This window comes from Luteimonas rhizosphaericola (assembly GCF_029888045.1).
Taxonomy (GTDB): Bacteria; Pseudomonadota; Gammaproteobacteria; order Xanthomonadales; family Xanthomonadaceae; genus Luteimonas; species Luteimonas rhizosphaericola.
In genome coordinates this window covers 70,862-91,648 of record NZ_JARXRN010000025.1, presented here as the reverse complement: position 1 = coordinate 91,648, position 20,787 = coordinate 70,862, and the positions used below count along the sequence as shown (strand labels likewise).

Genomic DNA, 20,787 nt, shown 5'->3' with positions numbered 1-20,787 from the left:
GTGCCCGGCCCGGGAGTCGCGCTCATTCCGCGTCCTCCAGGTCGAGCGCGGCCGCGATGTCGCGCAGCGCGGCGAGGTCGGTGCCGGCGTAGACCGCGCCGGACACCACCGCCGAGTAGATGCCCATGGCGAGATCGACGAACGCGACCTGCGTCGCCTCGTCGCCGAACGGGTCGCGGCCGCGCAGCGCCAGCCGCAGTGCCTCGCCCGTGCCCTCGCCCCAGCTGCGCTCGCTGCCGTGCCAGCGTTGCGCGGCCAGCTGCAGGCCACGCTCGAAAGTCGGCGCGCGGAACAGTTCCCAGCCGCTGTAGGGCGCGAACGGCAGCGGCCGGCGCAGGCCCTGCGCCCGCAGTCCGATCAACCGCCGCAGCACGTCCCGCGCCTGCGCAGGATCGAGCGGCGCGCGTACGTGCGGACCGACGCCGAGTTCGCCGCCGTCGTGGAACTCGACCAGCGGCGTCGACTGCCCGGCCGCGCTCGCAAGCAGCCAGTCGAGGCCGTTGCGGATCGCGGACTGGCCGGCCGGCGGGTCGAAGCGCACGCGCGCGATGCCCTGCGGATACGCGTCGGCGATGCGGCCGCGCAGGGCCACGCCATCGACCGCGACCTCGAGCCTCGGCGCCGCCGGCTGCGCCGCGCCGCGCCAGTCGCGGAACGCGAGCGCGTACGGATCGACCTGCGCGCGCACCTGCTCCAGCGTGCGCCGTCCGAGCGGGCCGGACGGCAGCAGGCCGCGTGCGCGCAGCCGCGTGTGCGTGGTGGCGTCGTCGTCGCCGCGCAGCACCGCGTCGAACACCGCCTGCTGCAGCGCCTGCCGGGCGAAGCCGCGGGCGGGCGCGAGCAGCGGCTCGACGTCCTCGTCCACCTCCTCGACCTCGGCCAGCCGCAGGCCGAGGCGCTGGCGCAGGAACTCGGCCGCCGGCGCCTGCAGGAAGCGGCGCAGTTCGTCGAGCGTGAGCGTCGCGGGATGCACCGCGTTGCCGGCGGGCGCGCTCGCCCCCTGCCTTCCGGCAGCGGCGGCCGCGAACGCGTCGGCGGCACCGGGCGCGCTGCCGGCGCCCTCGTGGTCATCGGGCGCGGGCAGCGGTTCGCCGTCGAACCACGGCGGCAGCGGTCGGCGCCGCGTGGACGGCTGCGCCGCCGCCGGCCACCACTGCGCGTCGAAGGAGAAGCGCCGCGGCTCGTCCGCGTCGCCGAACGCGGCCGGCGCGAACGGCTGCAGCGGGTGCCGCACCACCAGCGCCGCGACGGCGTTCGCCTCCGGCGCGTGCTGCGCGTCGGCCGCCGCCAGCAGGTCGGCGACCAGCACCGAGGGTTCGCGCACGCTGCCGTCGCGCGGATCGGCGCCCTGGTAGCTCACGTAGAACACGTCCTGCGCGGCGGCGAACAGCTGCAGGAACAGGAAGCGGTCGTCGTCGCGGGTGGAGCGGTCGCCGCGCAGGCGCAGGCCCCTGGCCACATCGGACGCCAGCCTGTCGATGCCGCCGGCCGGATCGCGCCGCGGGAACGCGCCGTCGTCCATGCCCAGCAGGCAGATCGCGCGGAACGGCAGCAGCCGCATCGGCACCATGCGCGCCACGCTGACGCCGCCGGTGAGCAGCGGCGCGCGGGTGTCGGCTTCCGCCAGCGCGGCGGCGAAGTGCGCGCGCACGATCTCGGCCGGCACCAGGGTGTCGACGCCGGCGCGGCTCGCGTCGCTGGCGAAGCTGTCGATCAGCGTGCGCAGGCGGTCGAGCGCGCGGCGCGTGTTTGCGGCGGCGGGCGGACGCGGCAGCAGCGCCTCGAGCAGGCCGAGCAGACGTTCGCGCCAGCCCTCGGGCGTGAGCGCCTCGTCCAGCGCGCGGGCGTGGCGCGCGAGCACGCGCAGCAGCCGCACCAGGGTGTCGAGCGCGTCGAGCGCGCTGCCTTCGAGCTCGGGCATCGGCGCGACGGTCTGGCCGTCGGCGCCGGCGATGGCCGCATCGCTGCCGGTGGCGTGGCCCAGCAGCAGGCGGTCGAGCGCGAAGGCCCAGGTGTAGGCGTCGTCGGCCGGCGCCTCCAGGCGCGCGCGGTGCGCGACATCGAGGCCCCAGCGCGCGCCGGCGGCGTGCAGCCAGGCGTGCAGGCGGTCGAAGGCGGCGGCGTCGAGCTGCGCGGCCTCGGCCAGCGGCGGGCTGGCGAGCAGGTCGAGGGTTTCGACCAGGCCGAAGCGCGCCACCGGCAGCGCCAGCAGGCGCAGGAACACGTCGGCCAGCGGCTCGCCGGCGAGCGGGCTGGCGTCGGCCACGGCATAGGGGATGGCGTCGCCGCGGCCGCGGCCGCCGAACACGGCGTCGAGGTACGGCAGGTAGGGATCGATGTCCGGCGCCAGCACCGCGACCTCGCGCGGCTGCAGCGGCGGGTCGAAGCGCGGATCCTCGAACAGCGCGCGCAGCTGGTCGTGCAGCACCTGCAGTTCGCGCAGGCGGGTGTGGCAGGCGTGCACCTGCAGGCTGGGGTCGTCCAGGCGCAGCGCCGGCAGGCGGGTGCGCGGATCCTCCGGCGTGGGCTCGGGCGGCGGCGCGGCGCGGCGGTGGAACAGGTCCGACTGCAGCCGGCGCAGCAGGCTGCCGGCGAGCGCGCCGCCGCCCTCGCCCGGATCGGCGTCGCCGCGGATCTCGGTGTCCGGGTGCACCACCTCGTAGCCGCCCAACACCGCCATGAAGTCGCGCCCGGCGGCGCCCCAGGCCTGCAGCAGGGGGTTGTCGCCGGCGAGCGCGGGATCGTCGTCGGTGTCGGCGAGCGACATGCCGCTCGCGTCATCCCACGCCACTTCCGGCTCGTCGCCCCCGCGAAGGCGGGGGTCCATGGACGTTGTCTCCGCAGCCTGGACGTCGATGGATCGCGCATGCTCCGCGCGGCCATGGGGCGCTTGTTGCGGTTGCGGGGACGACGAAGGCACCTGCAGCGCGTCCAACTCGTTGTTCCCGTGAGCGCGGGGGGCCAAGGGAGTCGAAGGGTCGAAAGCAACGTCCATGGGTCCCCGCCTGCGCGGGGACGACGGCGGAAGGTTTCGCGCGGCGCCCCGCAGCGCCTGCAGGTCGCCCCAGTAGTCGCGGCTGGGCGAGGGCACGTACAGGTGCAGGGTGCCCACGCGCGACTGGGTGGCGATCACGCGCAGCACATCGGGCGACACATTGAGGATGGCGAACGCGAACAGGCGTTTCGGCAGGCCCGCCGGCAGCGATGCGCCGGGCGCGGCGAAGCCGCCGAGGTAGTCCTGGATGCGGCGCGCGCGGTGGCGGGTGCCGCCGGCCACGCGCCGCCACAGCGCGGCCTGCGGGTCGCGCGGCGCCTCGCCCGCCTCCCACGCCAGCAGCCACTCGCGGCGCCAGGCCTTGTACTTCTCGAACGCCTGCGCAAGCTCGCCCGACAGCGTCCAGGCCTTGAGCGGATCCGGCGCGCCTTCGAGATACGCGCGCAGCGGCTGCAGCGCGCGCTCGCGCAGCAGCGCCGGGTCGGCCAGCGCGGCGTGGATGCGCCAGCGCAGCGCGGCGGCGTCGAGGTCCTCGCCCTTCCCCGGCACGTTGGCGTCCAGCGCGCGCTGCACGAATTCACCGGGGGTGAGGAACTCGAGGTTGGCCGACACGCCATGCGCCTGGGCCAGGGTGGCCTGCAGCCAGCGGCGCAGCGCCACCTGCGGGATGAGCACCACGTCCGGCTCCAGCAGCCCCTGCCCCGGCACCGGCCGGCGCAGCTCGTCGGCCAACAGCGCCGCGAGCACGTCGAGGGCATTGGAGTGGTAGAGGCGGAAGTCGGTCGCGGCGTCGGCGTGCATGCCGCAGGCATTGTGCAGGAACCGGTCGCAGCGCCCGATACGGCGCCCACGCCGCCCGCCGGTCGGCCCGCACGGCCGCCCCCAGGGTGGGTGCGGCGAAGTTTGGTGTTTATACTTCCGCGCTAGCTGCGGCTCCGTCGGCCGCGTGCCAAGGGTGTGTTCGTGCGCAATTACGACCTCGAGTTCCTCAAGCGCTTCTCGCTGGTGATCGGCTTCCTGGTGCTGGTGACCCTGGGCCTGATCGTCGGCGCGGCCCTGCTGCACCGCACCCTGCCGCCGGAGGTGGATCCGTCCGCCGCCAAGCGCACCGAGAACCGCATCGCGCCGGTCGGTTCGGTCTACGCCGGCAGCACCGGTGCCGCCGCGCAGGCGGCCGCCACCGCCGCCGCCGCCGCGGCCGCGGCCTCGCAGGTCGCCTACGGCGGCACCCTGGACGGTTCGGTGATCTACCAGAACCTGTGCTCGGGCTGCCACGGCTCCGGCGCCGGCGGCGCGCCGACGCTGACCGCCGCGGCCTGGAGCGCGCGCATCGCCCAGGGCACCGAGACCCTGTACCGGCACTCGATCGAAGGCTTTACCGGCAGCGCCGGCGTGATGCCGGCCAAGGGCGGCAACCCCGCGCTGACCGACGAGCAGGTGCAGGCAACGGTCGACTGGATGGTCGACAACCTCCAGTAAGCTGGCCGCCCCTGCGGTCCTGCGACGCCGCCTCCGGGCGGCGTTGTCGTGTCTGCGCCCCGGACGGAACCCCTGCATGCCCACGACGCCCCTCACCGCGCGGCTGCGCACCTGCCTGTTCGCGCTGCCGGCGGCGGCCGCCCTGCTGACCGGCTGCGAAACCCCGCGCGTCGATCCCGGCGCCGCGTCGCTGCCTGCCGGCGTGGTCGCGATCGGCGCGGTGCAGGGCGACGGTGACACCAGCCCGCTGCTCGACCGCGAGGCGACGGTGGAGGGCGTAGTCACCGGCAACTTCGGCCGCCACCTCGGCGGCTGGTTCGTGCAGGACGCCGGCGACGGCGATCCGGCCACCTCCGATGCGTTATTCGTAACGTCCGACGCGGCGCCCGAACTGCGCACCGGCGACCGGGTCCGCGTGCGCGGCCGGGTGGTCGAGCACGGCGACCGCGCGCGCGGCAGCCTGACCGCGCTGGAGGCGGCCGCGATCGAGGTCGTCGGCCGCGGTACGGTCGCGCCGCTGGTGCTGGACGCGCCGCCGGGCGACTGGGAGCGGCTGGAAGGCATGTCGGTGCGGATCGACGCCCCGCTGACGATCGGCGGCCAGCACGAGCTGGCCCGGCGCGGCGTGCTGCACGCCAGCTTCGGCGGCCGCCTGTACACGCCGACCGAGGTCGCGCCGCCCGGCCCGGCCGCGGCGCGCGTGGCCGCCGACAACGCCCGCCGCCGGCTGCTGCTCGACGATGCGATGGCGATGGAGGATCCGCGCACGGTCTGGTACCTGGACGGCCGTCCCGCGCCGCGCGCGGGCAGCGTGGTCACGGGCGCCGAGGGCATCGTCGACCAGCGCTGGGGCCAGGTGCGGCTGCAGCTGACCGCCGTGCCGGCGATCGCCCCGGCGCCGCGCCCGGCCGCGCCCACGGTGCCCGGCAACCTGCGGCTGGCGGCGTTCAACCTGCGCAACCTGTTCAACGGCGACGGGCGCGGCGGCGGCTTCCCGACCGAACGCGGCGCGCGCACCCCGGCCGAACTGCAGGCCCAGCTGGGACGGCTGGTGGCCACGATCCGGGCGCTGGACCCGCACGTGGCGGCCCTGATGGAGCTGGAGAACGATGGCTTCGGGCCGGACTCGAGCCTGGCGCAGCTGGTGGACGCGCTCAATGCCGGCGGTGGCGACTGGGCCTTCGTCGACGCCGGCCAGGGCCCGGGCGACGACGCGATCCGGGTCGGCCTGGTCTACCGCGCCGGGCGGGTGCGGCCGCAGGGCGCGCCGGCCACCCTCGGCGACGGCCCGTTCGACGGCCGCAGCCGCGCGCCGCTGGCGCAGGCGTTCGTGCCCGTGGCCGACGGCCGCGACGCCGGGCCCGCAGTCGTGGTGGTGGCCAACCACTTCAAGTCCAAGGGCTGCCGCGAGGCCAGCGGGGCCGAGCGGGACCAGGACGACGGCCAGGCCTGCTGGAACCCGCTGCGGCTGGCATCCGCGCGCCGGCTGGCGGACTGGCTGGCCACCGACCCGACGGGATCCGGCAGCGATCTGGTAGCCATCGTCGGCGACCTGAACGCCTACGCGCAGGAAGACCCGGTGCGGCACCTGCGCGACCGCGGCTGGCGCGATGCGCTGGCCGAGGCCGGCGTGGAGGCGCCCTACAGCTTCGTCTACGACGGCCAGGCCGGGCGGCTCGACCACGCCATCCTCAGCCCGGCGCTGGGGCAGCGCCTGGCGGGGGCGGCGGAGTGGCACAGCAATGCCGACGAGGCGGAGAACGTCGGCGAACATGGCGGCAACGGGCGCGACGACGCGCCGTGGCGCAGTTCCGACCACGATCCGCTGCTGGTCGGATTCGACCTCTAGGTCCACCCCCGGTACCGGGCCCGGGCCCACACGCACGCGCCGGGGTTGACCGCGCGGGTGCGTGGTTCGTGTTGCGGCGTCGGCGTCTCGCCACCGACCGGAGGCCGCGCGCATCGTCAACGCAACAGGCGCCCCGGGCGGGGCAGTCAGTCCTGTGCCCGAACGTCAGCCGGCGCAGCGCGCGTGCGGGCGCAGGCGCCAGTTCCACAGGTGGGCGGCGGCCAGCGCCAGGCTGCCGGCGACCGTGAGCGGGGTCTCCAGCGCATGCGCCGGCCAGCCGACGGCGCCCGCAGCCAGGCCGCACAGGCCGGCGGCGGCCAGCGCCCACAGCGCCGGGGGCAGCGGCCGGCACCGGTGCGCGCACGCCAGGGCCAGGCCGGCGATCGGCAGCGCGGACGCGGCGAAGGCGAGGTGCAGCCACTCCGCCTCGGCCGCGATCGCCAGCGCCGGCAGCAGGGCCGCGGCCGCCGGGAGCAGCAGGCAGTGGGCCAGGCACAGGCCCGACAGGCCGATGGCGGAGGCGTCGAGGGTGGCGTCGAGCGGGTTCGGGGACATGGGACGGCTGCAGAAGGGTGTTACCTGATAACACTACCGGAGCTGTCAAGCCGCCCCGCCGCGCCCGCGTCGCGCGGGTGTGATGCGTCGCGACGCGCGCGCCATGTCGCGACGGGTCCGTCGCGGGGCCACCGCTATCATGTCTGCATGCCTGACGCCCTGCCCGCTTTCCCCACCGAAGCCGCGAGCCTGCGCCTGCCCGGGCCGGCCGGCGCGCTGGAGGTGGCGGTCGACCCGCCCGATGCCGACGTGGCGCCGCTGCCGCTGGTGGCGATCGTGTGCCACCCGCTGCCGACCGAGGGCGGCACGATGCACAACAAGGTGGTGACCATGGCCGCGCGCAGCCTGCGCGAGCTGGGCGCGACCACGGTGCGCTTCAATTTCCGCGGCACCGGCAACTCCGAAGGCGCGTTCGACGAGGGCGTGGGCGAGGTCGAGGACCTGCGCGCGGCGGCCGCCTGGGTGCGTGCGCAGCGGCCGCAGGCGACGCTGTGGCTGGCCGGCTTCAGCTTCGGCGCCTACGTGACCCTGCGCGCGGCCGCTTCGCTGCAGCCGGCGCTGCTGCTGTCGATCGCGCCGCCGGCCGGACGCTGGGAGTTCGACGACATCGACCTGCCGACCATGCCGTGGCTGGTGATCCAGGGCGAGGCCGACGAGATCGTCGACCCGCAGGCCGTGTACGACTGGCTCGAGCGCAGCGGCGCCCAGGCCGAACTGGTGCGCATGCCCGACACCAGCCACTTCTTCCACCGCAAGCTGATCGACCTGCGCGGCGCGATCAAGCACGGGGTGCGCGCCTACCTGCCGACCGCGGATGGCTGAGGCGGACGGGACGGCGACGCCGTCGCAGCGCTACCGCGCCGGGGTCGAGCGCGGCGACTGGCAGGACGATCCCGCGCAGCATGGCGCCCTGCGCGAACTCGACCGCCTGCACGCCGCGCTGGCCCGCCCCGCGCCGCGCCCGGGCCTGTTCGGCCGGCTGCTCGGCAGCAACCCGCCGGCCGCGCCGGACGGCCTGTACGTGTGGGGTGGCGTCGGCCGCGGCAAGACCTTCCTGGTCGACCTGTTCCACGCCGGGCTGCCGCTGCCCGACGTGCGCGGCGAGGCGCTGTCGGCAGACGCGCCTGCCGCGGACGTGCCCGGCAAGCGCCGCACCCACTTCCACCGCTTCATGCGCCGGGTGCATGCGCAGCTGCGCGAACACGCCGGCGAACGCGACCCGCTGGCGGCGATCGTGCAGCGCTGGCGGGCGCAGATCCGGGTGCTGGTGCTGGACGAGTTCTTCGTCAGCGACATCGGCGACGCGATGCTGCTGGCGCGCCTGCTCGAGCGCATGTTCGCCGAGGGCATCGTGCTGGTGACCACGTCCAACGTCGATCCGGTGGAGCTGTACGCCGGCGGCCTGCAGCGCGCGCGCTTCCTGCCCGCGATCGAGCTGATCCGGCGCCACTGCGAGGTGGTGCACCTGGACAGCGGCACCGACTACCGGCTGCGCGCGCTGACCCGATCGCCGGTGTACCGCGCGCCGCTGGACGCGGACTCCGACGCCTGGCTGGCGGCGCGCTGGCGCGAGCTGGGCGGCGACGATGCGCACCGCGAGGCGGGGATCGAGGTCGACGGCCGCCGCATCGCGGTGCGCGCGCGCTGCCAGGCCATGGCCTGGTTCGACTTCGACGCGCTGTGCGAGGGCCCGCGCGGCACCAACGACTACATCGAGATCGCGCGCGAGTTCCACACCGTGCTGCTGGGCGGCATCCCGGTGCTGGACGAGACCCGCAACGACGCCGCGCGCCGGTTCGTGAACCTGGTCGACGAGCTCTACGACCGCCGCGTCAACCTCGTCTGCACCGCCGACGCGCCGCCGCCGTCGCTGTACGCCGGCGAGCGCATCGCCGCCGCGTTCGAACGCACCGCCTCGCGCCTGATCGAGATGCAGGGCGAGGAGTACCTGGCCAGCGGGCACCTCGGCGCATAGCGCCGGATGCGGCGCGCACCGGGGCGAGCCCCCATTGCGCGGCGACCCGGGGGCGGCTTCGCCTTGCCCGGGCTACGCAGGCGGGCGACGCAGGCGCCGCCCGGTGGCGCGGGGCGACCGCACGGCGACCCGAGCCGGTCCACGCCCACCGGGGAGCGGCGCCCGGACGGGGCGCGCACTTGGGCCTGCCCCTCCGCGCGCCGACCCGGGTGCGGCTTTGCCTTACCCGGGCTACGCAGGCGGGCGACGCAGGGGCCGCCCTGTGGCGCGGGGCGGCCGCACGGCGACCCGGACCGGTCCACGCATACCGGGAGCGACGCTCGGACGCGACGGTCAGTCGGGCTTGCGCGGCAGGCGCAGGCCGGCGCCCGCCGTGCCGCGGCGGGCGTGCAGGCCGGTGACCATGCCTTCTCGATCGCGGGCGAAGGCGATCAGCATGCCGCTGCTGCGGTCGAGGTAGCGCCCGCCGCCGAGCGGCAGCAGGGCCTGCAGCCGGTCGCGCCGCGCGCCGCCGAGCAGGCGCGCGCCGTGCGGTTCGACGAAGTAGCGCTGGCCACGCCCGGTGCCGAATTCGCCCGAGGGCTGGTCCACGAAGCGCGCCTGGTCGGGCGTCGGCGCATCCGCGGCCGCCAGGGCCTGCGTGCGCGGTGGCTTGGTCCGCGGCGGGCAGGAGGTGTAGTCCGCGCGGGGCCCGGTCGCGCGCGGCGTGGCGCCGAAGTCGATGCGCCAGCCGCGCACGGTCTCGCTGGCGTCGATCCCCCAACCCACCAGGTAGCGGCCGTTCGCGGACATGCCGGTGACCTCCACCTCGGGCCAGTCGTCGAGCGCGCGCTGGCCCAGGCCGCGCAGGTAGGTCTGCAGGTCGTGCATCGTGCCGCCGGTCTCGGTGCCGATCCACAGGAAGCCCTTGGCCACGTTGCGGGCCCAGCCGCCGCCGGGCGGCACGTCGTCGAAGTAGTAGCTGCCGGCGATCACGTTGCCCGACGCGCTGGTGGCGTAGGACTGGTAGCGCAGCGCGGTGCGGTTCACCCCCTGGTGCGGGTTGAAGTGGCACACCCGGTCGCCGCGCTCGCTGCGCAGGTAGCGCCAGGCCAGCACCGGCTCGAACGCGCTGTAGCCGCCGCCACCGCCGGCGATGACCGAGCAGTCGGCATTGCAGCGCAGCGTGCCCGCGTCCAGGGCGGTGCCGGCGGCGTCGCGCAGCTGGCGGATGTCGCCCTGCTCCCAGATCACCGCGTGGTAGGCGCTGCTGAAGCCGGTGGTGGAGATACCGACCTGGACCAGGCCGTCGGCGGAGGTGTCGGTGGCCTCCGAATACGTGCCCTTGCGCAGCATCGGCAGTTCCGCCCAGCCGAAGTCGACCCAGCGGTCGATGGCGTCGTCCGGGTTGTAGCTGAAGCCGCGGTACTGGTAGTAGTCAACCGGGCTGGGCACGGTGAAGCCCGTCAGCCGGGTGCCGTTGGCGGAGATCGCGTTGGCGTGGGTCTCCCAGCCGGGCAGCGGCGGGATCATCTCCTGCTCGGCGAGCGTCTTCCAGCCGCCGGCCTCGGTCCAGAAGGCGGCGATCGGGCGGTCGGCCATGACCGTGGCGCCGATGGTGCGGCCGTCGGCGGAGACGTCGGGACGCCCGCTGGCGAGGCCGCCGATGACCCGGGTGCCGCCGGCCGCGGTCCAGCGGGTGACGCCGTTGCCGGCCGGGTCCACGTCGAAACGCACCTGCATGCCGACGACCACGGCGCCGTCGTCGGACACGGCCTGGACGTAGTTGTCGGCGCCCAGGTCGGTGACGACCGGGACGACGGCGAGGGACGGGGCGCTGGCGAGCGCGGCGGCGCAGGCCAGGCCGAGCAGGGACGGTCGGGGCATCGGCAGGATCTCCTCGGATCAGGGGTTCCGGAGGGCGGACAGGGCCGCCGGGGACAGGCACGGCGCGGGGGCGCCGGTCCGTCCGAACGTGCGCCACAGGCCGGCGGTGGCGCATTCGCGATCGATGACAGGTGCGTTACGGACGGCTGACGGCAGGAGGCGGCGCGGCGGCGTCGGGCGGCAGCGCGCGCTCGCCGGCGAGGCGTTCGGCTGCGCGGCGCGCCTCCGCGGCCAGGGCGTCGTCGCCGAGGGCGCGGGCGAGCTGCAGCTGCAGCACCGCGCAGTCGTGGCAGCGCTCCAGCCACGGCGCGACCCGACCGACCAGGGCGGCGGCCTCCTGCACCCGGCCGCGGCGCAGCAGCCAGCGCGCGTGCACGGCGACCACCTCGACGATCTCCGCCGGCGCGCCGCGGGCCTCGGCGGCGGCGAGCGCGGCGCGCAGGCCGGGCTCGGCGTCAGCGGCGTCGCCGCGTTCGACCGCGAAGGCCAGCAGCAGGGCCGGGGTGGGCCGGTCGGCGGTATCGATCGCGGAGGTCGCGGCCGGCGGCAGGTCCGCGGCCTGCGCGGCCTGGGCGCGGCGCAGGCGGACGTGGTCGTAGAGCGCATCGCCCGGGGTGCGGGTCCAGCCGGCGAGGATGGCGTCGGCAATCGCCACCGCGGCGGCCGGCTCCCCGCTGCGCCAGGCCAGCTCGATCCGGGTCTGCGCGCGGCGGTGTTCGTACGGGGGCGTGCTGCGGGCGGCGATGTCCGGCGATTCGAGCCCCTGCCGCGCCTCAGAGAACCTGCCGAGCGCGATCAGCGCATTGGCCCGGTCCAGCGCGGCGGCCAGCCGCAGCGCCGGATCCCGGGTGCGCGGCAGCAGTGCCCGCACCCGGTCGCTGACCGCCAGCGCGGCCTCGGCATCCAGCCGCAGCAGGTGCGCCGCGGACATCGCCGAGCGCGTGACCTGCAGCTCGTTCATCGCGGTCGAACCCTCGAACACCGCGAGCGCGCTGTCCAGGTAGTCCAGCGCCTGCCCCGGACGGCCGCGCCCGAGTTCCAGCGCGCCCAGGTTGGCGTCGACCCGGGCCACGGCGAGGCGGTCGCCGGCGCGCTGCAGGCGGGTGCGCGCGGCGCCGAAGTCGGCGATCGCCTCGTCCTCGCGCCCGAGCGCGGCGCGCGCCACGCCGCGCCCCATCAGCACGCTGCCGTGCTCGAGGTCGCCTTCGCGCCCGGCCAGTGCCGCGGCCGCCAGGTCGAAATCGCGCTCGGCCTCGTGCAGCGCGTTGCGGCGGATCCGTGCGCCGCCGCGGTAGGACAGCAGGCGCGCGCGGAACAGCGGATCGCGCACGGCCTCGGGGTCGGCCAGCAGCGCGTCGATCGTGCGTTCGGCCGCGTCCAGTTCGCCGGCGCGGTAGTCGACCTGGGCCAGCCGGAAGCGCAGCTGCGGCTGCGAGAGCTGCGAGGGCGGCGCGTCCTCGAGGATGCGCCGCGCGGTGTCCAGTTCGTTGGCCAGGAACGCCGCGCGCACGCGCTGCAGGCGTTCCTCCAGCGCCAGCGCGGCGGCGTCGCCGCCGGCCGGGGCGGCATGCCCCAGCGCGGCCAGCAGGCGGTCGCTCGCCAGCGCCGCGGCGGAGAGCAGGTCGTCGGCATCGGCCTGCGCCTGGAGCTGCAAGCCGTCCGCGCCCTCGGCCTGGAGGTGCAGGCGCCAGCCGGCGCCGGCGCGCGCGACGCGACCGGTGACGACGGCGGACGCGGACAGCCGGCTGCGCAGCACGCCGGGCGCGGTGTCCTCCCCGCCCAGCAGCGCGAGCGTGCTTTCGCTCGGCGGCACCGACAGCCCGGCCCGGCGCAGGCGGTCGGCGACATAGTCCATCAGCCCCAGCCGCGCCCAGGCGATGTCCGCGACGCCGTCGACGTCCAGCGGCAGCACCAGCGTGCCCGCGCCAGACGCGGGCGCCTCCCTGCCGGGCACGGTGTCCGCCGGCGTGGCGCGCGGCCGCAGCTGCCACGCCAGCATCGACGACACCAACACCGCCGCCGCGATGCCGGCCGCGATCCAGCGCGCGCGGGCGGAGCGCGAGGCCCGACGCGCACGCGCGGCTGGCGCGGCATGCGCCGCGGGTGCGCCTTCGTCCTGCGGGGCCGCGGCTGCGTCGACCGCATGCGGCATGGGGCCATCGCCGGCGTGCGGCAGACGCGACGGCGCCTGGTCGCCTTCGATCGAACGGGTCGGCGCCATCCAGCGGAAACCGAAACGCGGCACGGTCCGGATGGTGTGCTGGGCCTGTCCGTCGTCGTCGACGCAGCGCCGCGCGCGCAGCACCACCTGCGCCAGCTGGCCATCGCTGACATCGGTGCGGTGGAACACCGCCTGCAGCAGTTCGTCGCGGCCGACGGCGCGATCCCGGTGCAGCACCAGGCATTCCAGGCATTCGAACACCCGCACCGGCATGTCCACGGGCACGCCCTCGCGGCGCAGCTCGCGGCGCGCGAGATCGAGTTCGAACGCGCCGAAACCGACGGCAGACGGGGACGGGTCGGAGACGGAAGGCAAGGACGACAGGGCGCGGGACCGGAGGTGCGACACAAGGATGACAGACCCGGCCACGCGGCGGCCACGCGGGCCACCCCGGGCCGGCCCGGGGCTGCGCCTGCCCGCCTTCCCGCATGCGGCACCGCCTGGCCGCGCGCTGCGTCACCTCGTGTCGCGTCTCCCCCGGGTGCGGCTGCGCCTTACCCGGGCTACGCGCATCTGCCATATCGTCCCGTAGCCCGGATAAGCCCGCAGGGCGCATCCGGGGCTGGCCGTCCACACCCCGAACGTCACCGTCCCCCGCGCACGCCGAAGTCGTATCGATCCACGCATCCGGACCCCTGCCCCATTGCGGTGACCGCATCCTCCACCGACGACTCGCGCAGATCAGTCGAGCAGAGAGCGGATGAAGCGGTCCACTGCCGCGGTATAGGCCGAGGGTTCCCCGAGCAGGTGGTTGACGTCGCCGTGGGACAGATCCTGCTCCAGCACGTCGATGCGCACGTCCAGCGCCGCGGCCCTGGCCTGCATCGCGTGCGACTGCGGGCAGGCGTCGGGCCGGCGCGTGGAGCAGACCAGAAGCATGGGCGAGGCGTCGCGCGCGAGCCGATGGTGCGGGGAGGCTTCGGTCCAGTCGGCGGGATCGTCGCCGAAGGCGCGGTGGAACAGGGCCGGGATGCGCGGGCGGCGCATGAGGTCCGGGACGTCCAGCGCGCCGCTGTCGAGCGACACCACGCCCAGCGGGCGCGAGGCGCCGGCCTCGCGCCACAGCGTGGACGAGGCCGCCACCAGCGTGGCCAGGTGCGCGCCGGCGGAATGCCCGACCAGCAGCACGCGCGCGGGGTCGGCACCCCACTGCGGCGCGCGCCGCTGCACCTCCGCGAGCGCACGCGCGACGTCGCGGGCCTGGTCGATCGGCGCGGTGTCGGGACGCAACCGGTAGTTGGTGGACACCAGTACGAAGCCGTCCGGCAGCCAGCGCGCCGCCTTGGCGGGAACGTTGCCCGGGTTGTCCTTGTTGCCGAACGCCCAGCCGCCGCCGTGCACGAACAGCAGCACCGGTGCATCGCGCGCCTGCGCCGGCAGGTACACGTCGAATCGCTGGCGCGGATCGTCGCCGTAGGCCACGTCGGCGATCCGGCGCGCGCCGTCGGGCAGCACCGGCGGCTGGGCGGCCGGGCGCAGCGAGGCCTCGCGCGCGCGCTGCAGCCGTTCGCGCAGGCCCTGCGCGGACGCGGGCGCGCAGGCCGAGGCGAGCACGACGAGGGCGGCGGCGAGGACGGCGGCGATTCGTGGCGGGGAGGGTCTCATCGGAGTCTCCTGCGGGTGTCGCGAGGGATCAGGCGCCACGCAGCCACAGCTGCGCGCGCAGACCGGTGGGCGACCCGGGCAGCAGCCGCAGCTCCCCGCGGTGCTGGTGCGCCACGCGGGCGACGATCGCCAGGCCGAGGCCGGCGCCGCCGCGGTCGCCGTGCACGAACGGTCGCTGCACGCGCTGCGCCTGGGCCTGTTCGATGCCCGGCCCGCCATCGGTGACCTCCACCCGCCAGCCATCGCCCTCGCGTACCAGCGACAGCGACCGTGGCGGCGCGCCGTGGCGCTGCGCGTTCGCCACCAGGTTCTCCACCGCGCGCAGCAGCGCCATCGGCCGGCCTTGGATCGAAGCGGAATCGGGCAGGTCGATCGTCCAGTCGCCGTCGGCCGCGGCCAGTGCATGGCGGCAGACCTGCGCCAGGTCCACCAGTTCCACGCGCTCGTCGCGCCCGTCGCGCGCGTAGGCGATGAACTGCGACAGGATCGCGTCGATCTCGGCGATGTCGCGGTACATGCCGGCCTGCAGCGCCGGATCGGTGCCGGGCACGAGCGCCAGCGCGTACTGCAGCCGCGTCAGCGGCGTGCGCAGGTCGTGCGAGATGCCCGCCAGCATCACCCGGCGCTCGTCGGCCGCCTCGCGCACCTCGCGGTTGGCCTCGCCCAGCGCGCGCGCCAGGCCCACCACCTCCGCCGGCGCCGGACCGATCGCGGGCACCACGTGCTCGCCGCGCACCAGCGCCGGCGCCGCGCTGGCGAGCCGGCGCAGCGGCTGCACCAGCCGCCGCGCGACCCACGCCGCAGCCGCCCACACCAGCAGCACGCAGCCGCCCAGCAGCAGCGCCGAGTACTGCCTCAGGCCGGTGCCGGGGCGGTCGTGCACCAGCGCCACCCACACCGGCGGCTGCAGGTCCAGCCGCAGCCACAGCACGTGGCCGTCGTCGCCCGCGCCGAGGCGCAGTTCGCGCTCCGCGCCGAGCACGCCGCGCGCGCGGGACTCGAACCGCCGCATCACCGCCAGCGGCCGCGTGCGCGCGGGCGGCGGTGCGTCCTCGCGCAGTTCGATGCCCGCCTCGCGCAGCCGGGCCAGCGCGTGCGCACGCCGGCCGTCGCGGGCCAGCGCCTCGACCGCGACCGCCATCCCCTCGATCCCGCGCAGCAGCTGCGTGTTGGCCGGCCGCGCGGCGAACTCGCGCCCCAGCAGCAGCGCCAGCGTCGCCGCCCCGGCGAGCACCAGCGCGATCACCAGCACCAGCTGCGCGAATACCGAGCGCATCGCGCTCATGCCGCCTCCTGCGGCGGCACGAACACATAGCCCACGCCCCACACCGTCTGCAGGATGCGCGGCTGCTTCGGATCGTCTTCGATCAGCTTGCGCAGGCGCGCGACCATCACGTCGATGCTGCGTTCGAACGCGTCGTGGCCGCGGCCGCGCGCCAGGCTCATCAGACGGTCGCGGCTCAACGGCTGCCGCGGATGCCGGACCAGCACCGACAGCAGCGCGAACTCGCCCGAGGTGATGCGCAGCGGTTCGCCGTCGCGGCTGAGCGCGCGTGCGCCGAGGTCGAGCCGGAACCGGCCGAACCCGACCTGCCCGCCTTCGGGCTGCGGCGCCCCCGCCAGCACCCCCGGCGCGCGCCGCAGCACGGCGCGGATCCGCGCCAGCAGCTCGCGCGGGTTGACCGGCTTGGGCAGGTAGTCGTCGGCGCCGATCTCCAGCCCGACGATGCGGTCGATCTCGTCGCCCTTGGCGGTGAGCATCACGATCGGCGTGGTGTCCCCCTGTCCGCGCAGGCGCCGGCAGATGTCCAGCCCGTCCTCGCCCGGGAGCATCAGGTCGAGCACGATCAGGTCGTGGTGGCCGCGGTCGAGCGCCTGCCGCATCCGCGTGCCGTCGGCCACGCCGCGCACGGCGAAGCCCTGCGCCTCCAGGTAGCGCACCAGCAGCTCGCGCAGCCGCTCGTCGTCGTCGACCAGCAGGATCCGGGGGGCGTCTTCGGCCATGGGCGCACTATCGCCGCCCCCCTCGGCCGCCCGCAAACCCGCCGCAGGGCGGAAATGCAACCGGATGTGTCCGGGCGCCGCGCCGGACACATCCGGCGACAGGAACGACGCGCATGGGGGTCGCCGGCTGGCGATCATCCCGGCACGCGATGCGCCCCGCATCGCGTCCGAGACCACAGGAGTCCACCATGTCCAAGACCCCGATCCTGCTGGCGGCGCTGACGCTGTGCGGCGCGCTCGCCGGCATCGTGCCCGAGGCGTCGGCCGAACGCGTGCGCGGGCGCGTCGTCGCCCACGGCGGCGAAGGCGGGCGCATCGCGGCGACCCGCGCCGCGGGCGCCGGCGCGCAGGGCGCGTATGCGCGCAGCCGCCATGTCGCCAGCGGCGAACGCGGCGTCGCGGTGCGCCACCGCGCGATCGCCGGCGATGGCCACGGCAGCGTCGCCGGCCGCAGTGCCGGCGATGTGCGCGGCACGCAAGGCGGCGAGGCCACGCGCCGCGGCAGCTTCCATCGCGACCCCGACGGCAGCGCCACCCGCACCGGCAGCGCCACCGTGCACGGCCGCAACGGCGGCAGCGTCTCCACCGCCGGCACTGCCGCGCGTGACGCGGACGGCCACGTCGACGCCAGCCGCAGCACCCAGGCGACCGCCGCCAACGGCAACCACTACGCGGCCACCACCACGCGCAGCGACGACGTCGTGGTGCGAACGGTCGAGTGCGCGAACGCCAACGGCGACGCCATCGCCTGCCGCCGCCGCTGACGTCCCCCTCGCGTCGCGGGCGGCGCGTCTCCGCCTTCCCCCGGACCGCTCCCGCGCCGTCCGCGACGCATCCCGCATCACCCACGCCCAGGAGATCCCATGCGCTACTGCAGCCCGTTCACGCTCGCCGTCGTGCTGGCGCTCGCCGCCCTGTCGTCCTCGGCCTGCGCCCAGCGCCAGCTCAGCGCCGACCAGCGCGAGGTCATCCGCGAGCGCTGGCAGGCCGCCGACCGCAACGGCGACGGTGCCATCGACCGCGCCGAGGCCGAGGCCGGCCTGCCGCGCGTGTACGCGCATTTCGACAGGCTCGATACCGATGGCGACGGCCGGCTTACCGCCGAGGAGCTGCGCGCGATGGCGGACGCGGCCCGCGCGCGGCGCCGCTGACCGGACCGGGCCCGATGCCGGCGACCGACGCCGAAGCGGGTCCCGCGGCGCCTCCCGTGGAACGATGCCTCCGGCCATGTTCCACAACATTTCGTGTTGACGGTTCGGTGACACCCCACTATGTTGTGCCCGTCGGTTCTCCGAGGCCCTGGCTTCCGGAGATGAAAAGGGAAGCCGGTGACGCCCCGCCCGCAAGGGTCGGCGGCCAGTCCGGCACTGCCCCGCAGCGGTAATCGGGAACGAACCCGCCACCAGCACTGGAGCCCAGGCTCCGGGAAGCGGCGGGGGAGGTGGACGCCATGCGTCCGTGCCCGTGAGTCCGAAGACCTGCCGACGGCCGCGCGCCTGCACGCCGCGCGGTGCCGGCCGCGGATCTCCGGGGGGAGGGGGCTGGTGAAGCAGGCTCCGGGATGCGCCCGCGCGCAGTCCCCGTTCCTGCGACGCCGCTCGTCCACCGTTGCACGCCACGGCCGCCGCCACCCGCGCGGGACGGGCCGGACGTGTGCGACCGCGTGGAGACCAGCATGAGCCACCAGACCAACGCCCCGGCCGATGCGCCGGCCCTGGCCGCAACCCCGGCGGTCACCGACGACGATGGCGCCACGCGCCACGCCTCCGCAGCGGCGGCCGATGCCGCCGCGACGCACGACGCCGGTGACGACGCCATTCCCGCGCCGCGGCCAGCCGATGCACAGGCCACGTCCGCCGCGGACGCGGCCGTGTCCACCTGGATCACCAAGGACGCCGGCAACCGCCGCATGCCATTCGACCGCGCGCGCCTGCAGCGCAGCATCGAGCGCGTGCATGCCGAGTTCCCGCAGCTCGATATCGACGGCTACACGCGCAGCGTGCTGGGTTTCGTCGAACGCAAGGAGGCGGTGAACGCCGACGACCTCACCGACCACCTGATCCGTGAAGCCGAGGCCCGCGTGGACGTGGCCGCGCCGGAATGGGAGATGTTCGCCGCGCGCCTGTACCTGCGCCGGCTGTACAAGCGCGCCAGCCGCAACCGCTTCTACGACGCCGAGCAGAAGTACGGCTCGTACGTGGGCCTGCAGGAGTCACTGGCCGACCGCAACATCTATTCCAACGACATCCTGCGCGCGTACTCGAAGGAGGAGCTGCAGGAGGCCGGGCGCATGATCGATCCCGAGCGCGACCGCCTGTTCGCCTACAACGGCCTGTACCTGCTGGCCACGCGCTATCTGGCCACCGACCACGCGCGCAACGTGTACGAACTGCCGCAGGAGCGCTGGCTCACCATCGCGCTGTATCTGATGCAGGAAGAACGCCCGCGCGAGCGCCGCATGCAGCTGGTGGGCGAGGCGTACTGGGCGCTGTCGAACCTGTACATGACCGTGGCCACGCCGACGCTGCAGAACGCCGGCAAGGTCGGCGGCCAGCTGTCCTCGTGCTTCATCGATACCGTCGACGATTCGCTGCAGGGCATCTTCGACTCCAACACCGACATCGCGCGCGTGTCCAAGGGCGGCGGCGGCGTGGGCGCGTACCTGGGCTACGTGCGTTCCTCGGGTTCGGCGATCCGCGGCGTGCCCAATTCCTCCGGCGGCGTGGTGCCTTGGATCAAGCAGCTCAACAACACCGCGGTCTCGGTCGACCAGCTCGGCCAGCGCAAGGGCGCGGTGGCGGTGTACCTGGACATCTGGCACCGCGACATCGAGGCGTTCCTGGACTTGCGCCTGAACAACGGCGACCAGCGCCTGCGCGCGCATGACGTGTTCACCTCGGTGTGCATCCCCGACCTGTTCATGGAAGCGGTGGAGCGCCGCGGCGACTGGTACCTGTTCGATCCGCACGAGGTGAAGCGGATCAAGGGCTGGTACCTGCAGGACTTCTACGACGAGACGCGCGGTCAGGGCACGTTCCGGACGAAGTACGAGGAGGTGGTGGCCGACGAGCGCATCGCGCGCCGGACCGTCAAGGCGATCGACATCTTCAAGCGGATCATGGTCTCGCAGCTGGAGACCGGCAACCCGTTCATGTTCTACCGCGACGAGGTGAACCGGAAGAACCCGAACAAGCACGCCGGCCGCATCTATTCGTCGAACCTGTGCACCGAGATCCTGCAGAACATGAGTCCGACCCGGCTGATGCAGGAGATCATCTCCGGCAACCAGATCGTGACCACGAAGCAGGCGGGCGATTTCGTGGTGTGCAACCTGTCGAGCGTGAACCTCGGCCGCGCGGTGCTGCCGCCCGAGGGCCAGGGCGACCTGATCACCGACGTGCTCGAGCGGCTGATCCCGATCCAGGTGCGGATGCTCGACAACGTGATCGACCTCAACGCGCTGCCGGTGCCGCAGGCGACGATCACCAACCGCAAGTACCGCGCGATCGGCCTGGGGACGTTCGGCTGGCACCACCTGCTGGCGCTCAAGGGCATCGACTGGAACTCGCCAGAGGCCGAGGGCTACAGCGACGCGCTGTACGAACGGATCAACTTCCTCACCATCCAGGCCTCGATGGCGCTGGCGAAGGAGAAGGGCACCTACGGTGTGTTCGCCGGCAGCGACTGGCACAGCGGCGAGTACTTCCGCGCACGCGGCTACAACAGCCCGCAGTGGCTGGAGCTGGCGGCCCAGGTGGCGGTGAACGGCGTGCGCAACGGCTGGCTGATGGCGGTGGCGCCGAACATGTCGACCGCGCAGATCGCCGGCTCCACGGCGTCGATCGACCCGATCTACTCCGCGTTCTATTACGAAGAGAAGAAGGACTACCGGCGCCCGGTGGCCGCGCCGGGGCTGTCGCTGGAGACCTGGCCGTACTACGAGAAGGGCGCCTACAAGCTCGACCAGTTCGCCTCGGTGCGCCAGAACGCGCGCCGCCAGCGCCACGTCGACCAGTCGATCAGCTTCAACTTCTACGTGCCCAGCACCATCCGCGCCAGCACCCTGCTCGACCTGCACCTGACCGCCTGGCGCGAGGGGCTGAAGACCACGTACTACGTGCGCTCGAACGACATCGATATCGCGGAATGCGAGTGGTGTAGCAGCTAAAGCGCATTCGCGCTTTAGCTTCCACGGTTTGCTTTGCAAACCGCGGACCCTGCTCATCAGCATCCACACC

General features: G+C 74.8%; 14 protein-coding genes and 1 riboswitch. Of the genes, 7 read left to right on the top strand and 7 right to left on the bottom strand.

What is annotated here, in order from left to right:
• Positions 1–22: 22 nt before the first annotated feature.
• Positions 23–3,796 (bottom strand): exodeoxyribonuclease V subunit gamma, encoded by a 3,774-nt coding sequence (locus tag QFW80_RS09760; protein ID WP_280601648.1) that lies wholly within the window; start codon positions 3,794–3,796, stop codon positions 23–25.
• Between the two features lie 162 nt (positions 3,797–3,958).
• Between QFW80_RS09760 and QFW80_RS09755 the strand changes: the two genes are divergently transcribed.
• Together QFW80_RS09755 and QFW80_RS09750 are read left to right on the top strand one after the other, a co-directional pair.
• Positions 3,959–4,474 carry a c-type cytochrome gene (locus tag QFW80_RS09755; protein ID WP_280601647.1) on the top strand — a complete coding sequence of 172 codons (516 nt, stop codon included), beginning with the start codon at positions 3,959–3,961 and terminating at the stop codon, positions 4,472–4,474.
• Between the two features lie 76 nt (positions 4,475–4,550).
• Complete coding sequence (locus QFW80_RS09750; RefSeq protein ID WP_280601646.1) at positions 4,551–6,323, top strand: ExeM/NucH family extracellular endonuclease; 1,773 nt, start codon at positions 4,551–4,553, stop codon at positions 6,321–6,323.
• Positions 6,324–6,488: 165 nt separating this feature from the next.
• Here the strand turns inward: QFW80_RS09750 and QFW80_RS09745 are convergent, their stop codons facing one another.
• The gene (locus tag QFW80_RS09745) at positions 6,489–6,878 is read right to left on the bottom strand and encodes a MerC family mercury resistance protein (protein ID WP_280601645.1); all 390 of its coding nucleotides are present in this window, start codon (positions 6,876–6,878) and stop codon (positions 6,489–6,491) included.
• Between the two features lie 147 nt (positions 6,879–7,025).
• Between QFW80_RS09745 and QFW80_RS09740 the strand changes: the two genes are divergently transcribed.
• Entirely contained in the window at positions 7,026–7,700 is a 675-nt protein-coding gene (locus QFW80_RS09740; protein ID WP_280601644.1) for an alpha/beta hydrolase, read from the top strand.
• On the top strand, positions 7,693–8,853 hold the full coding sequence (zapE, locus tag QFW80_RS09735) for a cell division protein ZapE (RefSeq protein ID WP_280601643.1): 1,161 nt from the start codon (positions 7,693–7,695) through the stop codon (positions 8,851–8,853). The genes QFW80_RS09740 and zapE overlap by 8 nt, the downstream gene beginning before the upstream one ends.
• Positions 8,854–9,186: 333 nt before the next feature.
• Here zapE and QFW80_RS09730 read toward each other — a convergent pair whose 3' ends face one another.
• The 5 genes from QFW80_RS09730 to ompR form a co-directional block, all read right to left on the bottom strand.
• Positions 9,187–10,719, bottom strand: coding sequence for a hypothetical protein (locus QFW80_RS09730; protein WP_280601642.1), 1,533 nt, complete (start codon positions 10,717–10,719; stop codon positions 9,187–9,189).
• 136 nt (positions 10,720–10,855) lie between these two features.
• Positions 10,856–13,255, bottom strand: a complete 2,400-nt coding sequence (locus QFW80_RS09725; protein ID WP_280601641.1) for a winged helix-turn-helix domain-containing protein — start codon at positions 13,253–13,255, stop codon at positions 10,856–10,858.
• A 366-nt stretch (positions 13,256–13,621) separates the two neighbouring features.
• Positions 13,622–14,545, bottom strand: coding sequence for an alpha/beta hydrolase (locus QFW80_RS09720; RefSeq protein ID WP_280601639.1), 924 nt, complete (start codon positions 14,543–14,545; stop codon positions 13,622–13,624).
• 28 nt (positions 14,546–14,573) lie between these two features.
• Complete coding sequence (locus tag QFW80_RS09715) at positions 14,574–15,830, bottom strand: ATP-binding protein (RefSeq protein ID WP_280601638.1); 1,257 nt, start codon at positions 15,828–15,830, stop codon at positions 14,574–14,576.
• A complete protein-coding gene (ompR, locus tag QFW80_RS09710; protein WP_280601637.1) occupies positions 15,827–16,549 on the bottom strand; it encodes an osmolarity response regulator transcription factor OmpR in 723 nt (240 codons plus the stop codon). Before ompR ends, QFW80_RS09715 begins: the two co-directional genes overlap by 4 nt.
• 188 nt (positions 16,550–16,737) lie before the next feature.
• On the opposite strand from ompR, the gene QFW80_RS09705 reads away from it, so the two are divergent.
• The 3 genes from QFW80_RS09705 (at position 16,738) to QFW80_RS09695 (ending at position 20,717) form a co-directional block, all read left to right on the top strand.
• Positions 16,738–17,313, top strand: a complete 576-nt coding sequence (locus QFW80_RS09705) for a hypothetical protein (protein WP_280601635.1) — start codon at positions 16,738–16,740, stop codon at positions 17,311–17,313.
• Between the two features lie 99 nt (positions 17,314–17,412).
• Positions 17,413–17,700, top strand: coding sequence for an EF-hand domain-containing protein (locus QFW80_RS09700; protein ID WP_280601633.1), 288 nt, complete (start codon positions 17,413–17,415; stop codon positions 17,698–17,700).
• Between the two features lie 116 nt (positions 17,701–17,816).
• Positions 17,817–18,049, top strand: a riboswitch (cobalamin riboswitch).
• 175 nt (positions 18,050–18,224) lie between these two features.
• Positions 18,225–20,717: a ribonucleoside-diphosphate reductase subunit alpha gene (locus QFW80_RS09695; RefSeq protein ID WP_280601632.1), complete on the top strand. Its 2,493-nt coding sequence runs from the start codon at positions 18,225–18,227 to the stop codon at positions 20,715–20,717.
• Positions 20,718–20,787: the final 70 nt, after the last annotated feature.

Excerpts from the sequence above, each read along its gene's own strand:
- QFW80_RS09760 (WP_280601648.1), bottom strand. The coding sequence starts at position 3,796 with ATGCACGCCGACGCCGCGACCGACTTCCGCCTCTACCACTCCAATGCC.
- QFW80_RS09750 (WP_280601646.1), top strand. The coding sequence starts at position 4,551 with ATGCCCACGACGCCCCTCACCGCGCGGCTGCGCACCTGCCTGTTCGCG.
- QFW80_RS09745 (WP_280601645.1), bottom strand. The coding sequence starts at position 6,878 with ATGTCCCCGAACCCGCTCGACGCCACCCTCGACGCCTCCGCCATCGGC.
- QFW80_RS09740 (WP_280601644.1), top strand. The coding sequence starts at position 7,026 with ATGCCTGACGCCCTGCCCGCTTTCCCCACCGAAGCCGCGAGCCTGCGC.
- zapE (WP_280601643.1), top strand. The coding sequence starts at position 7,693 with ATGGCTGAGGCGGACGGGACGGCGACGCCGTCGCAGCGCTACCGCGCC.
- QFW80_RS09730 (WP_280601642.1), bottom strand. The coding sequence starts at position 10,719 with ATGCCCCGACCGTCCCTGCTCGGCCTGGCCTGCGCCGCCGCGCTCGCC.
- QFW80_RS09720 (WP_280601639.1), bottom strand. The coding sequence starts at position 14,545 with ATGAGACCCTCCCCGCCACGAATCGCCGCCGTCCTCGCCGCCGCCCTC.
- QFW80_RS09715 (WP_280601638.1), bottom strand. The coding sequence starts at position 15,830 with ATGAGCGCGATGCGCTCGGTATTCGCGCAGCTGGTGCTGGTGATCGCG.
- ompR (WP_280601637.1), bottom strand. The coding sequence starts at position 16,549 with ATGGCCGAAGACGCCCCCCGGATCCTGCTGGTCGACGACGACGAGCGG.
- QFW80_RS09705 (WP_280601635.1), top strand. The coding sequence starts at position 16,738 with ATGTCCAAGACCCCGATCCTGCTGGCGGCGCTGACGCTGTGCGGCGCG.
- QFW80_RS09700 (WP_280601633.1), top strand. The coding sequence starts at position 17,413 with ATGCGCTACTGCAGCCCGTTCACGCTCGCCGTCGTGCTGGCGCTCGCC.
- QFW80_RS09695 (WP_280601632.1), top strand. The coding sequence starts at position 18,225 with ATGAGCCACCAGACCAACGCCCCGGCCGATGCGCCGGCCCTGGCCGCA.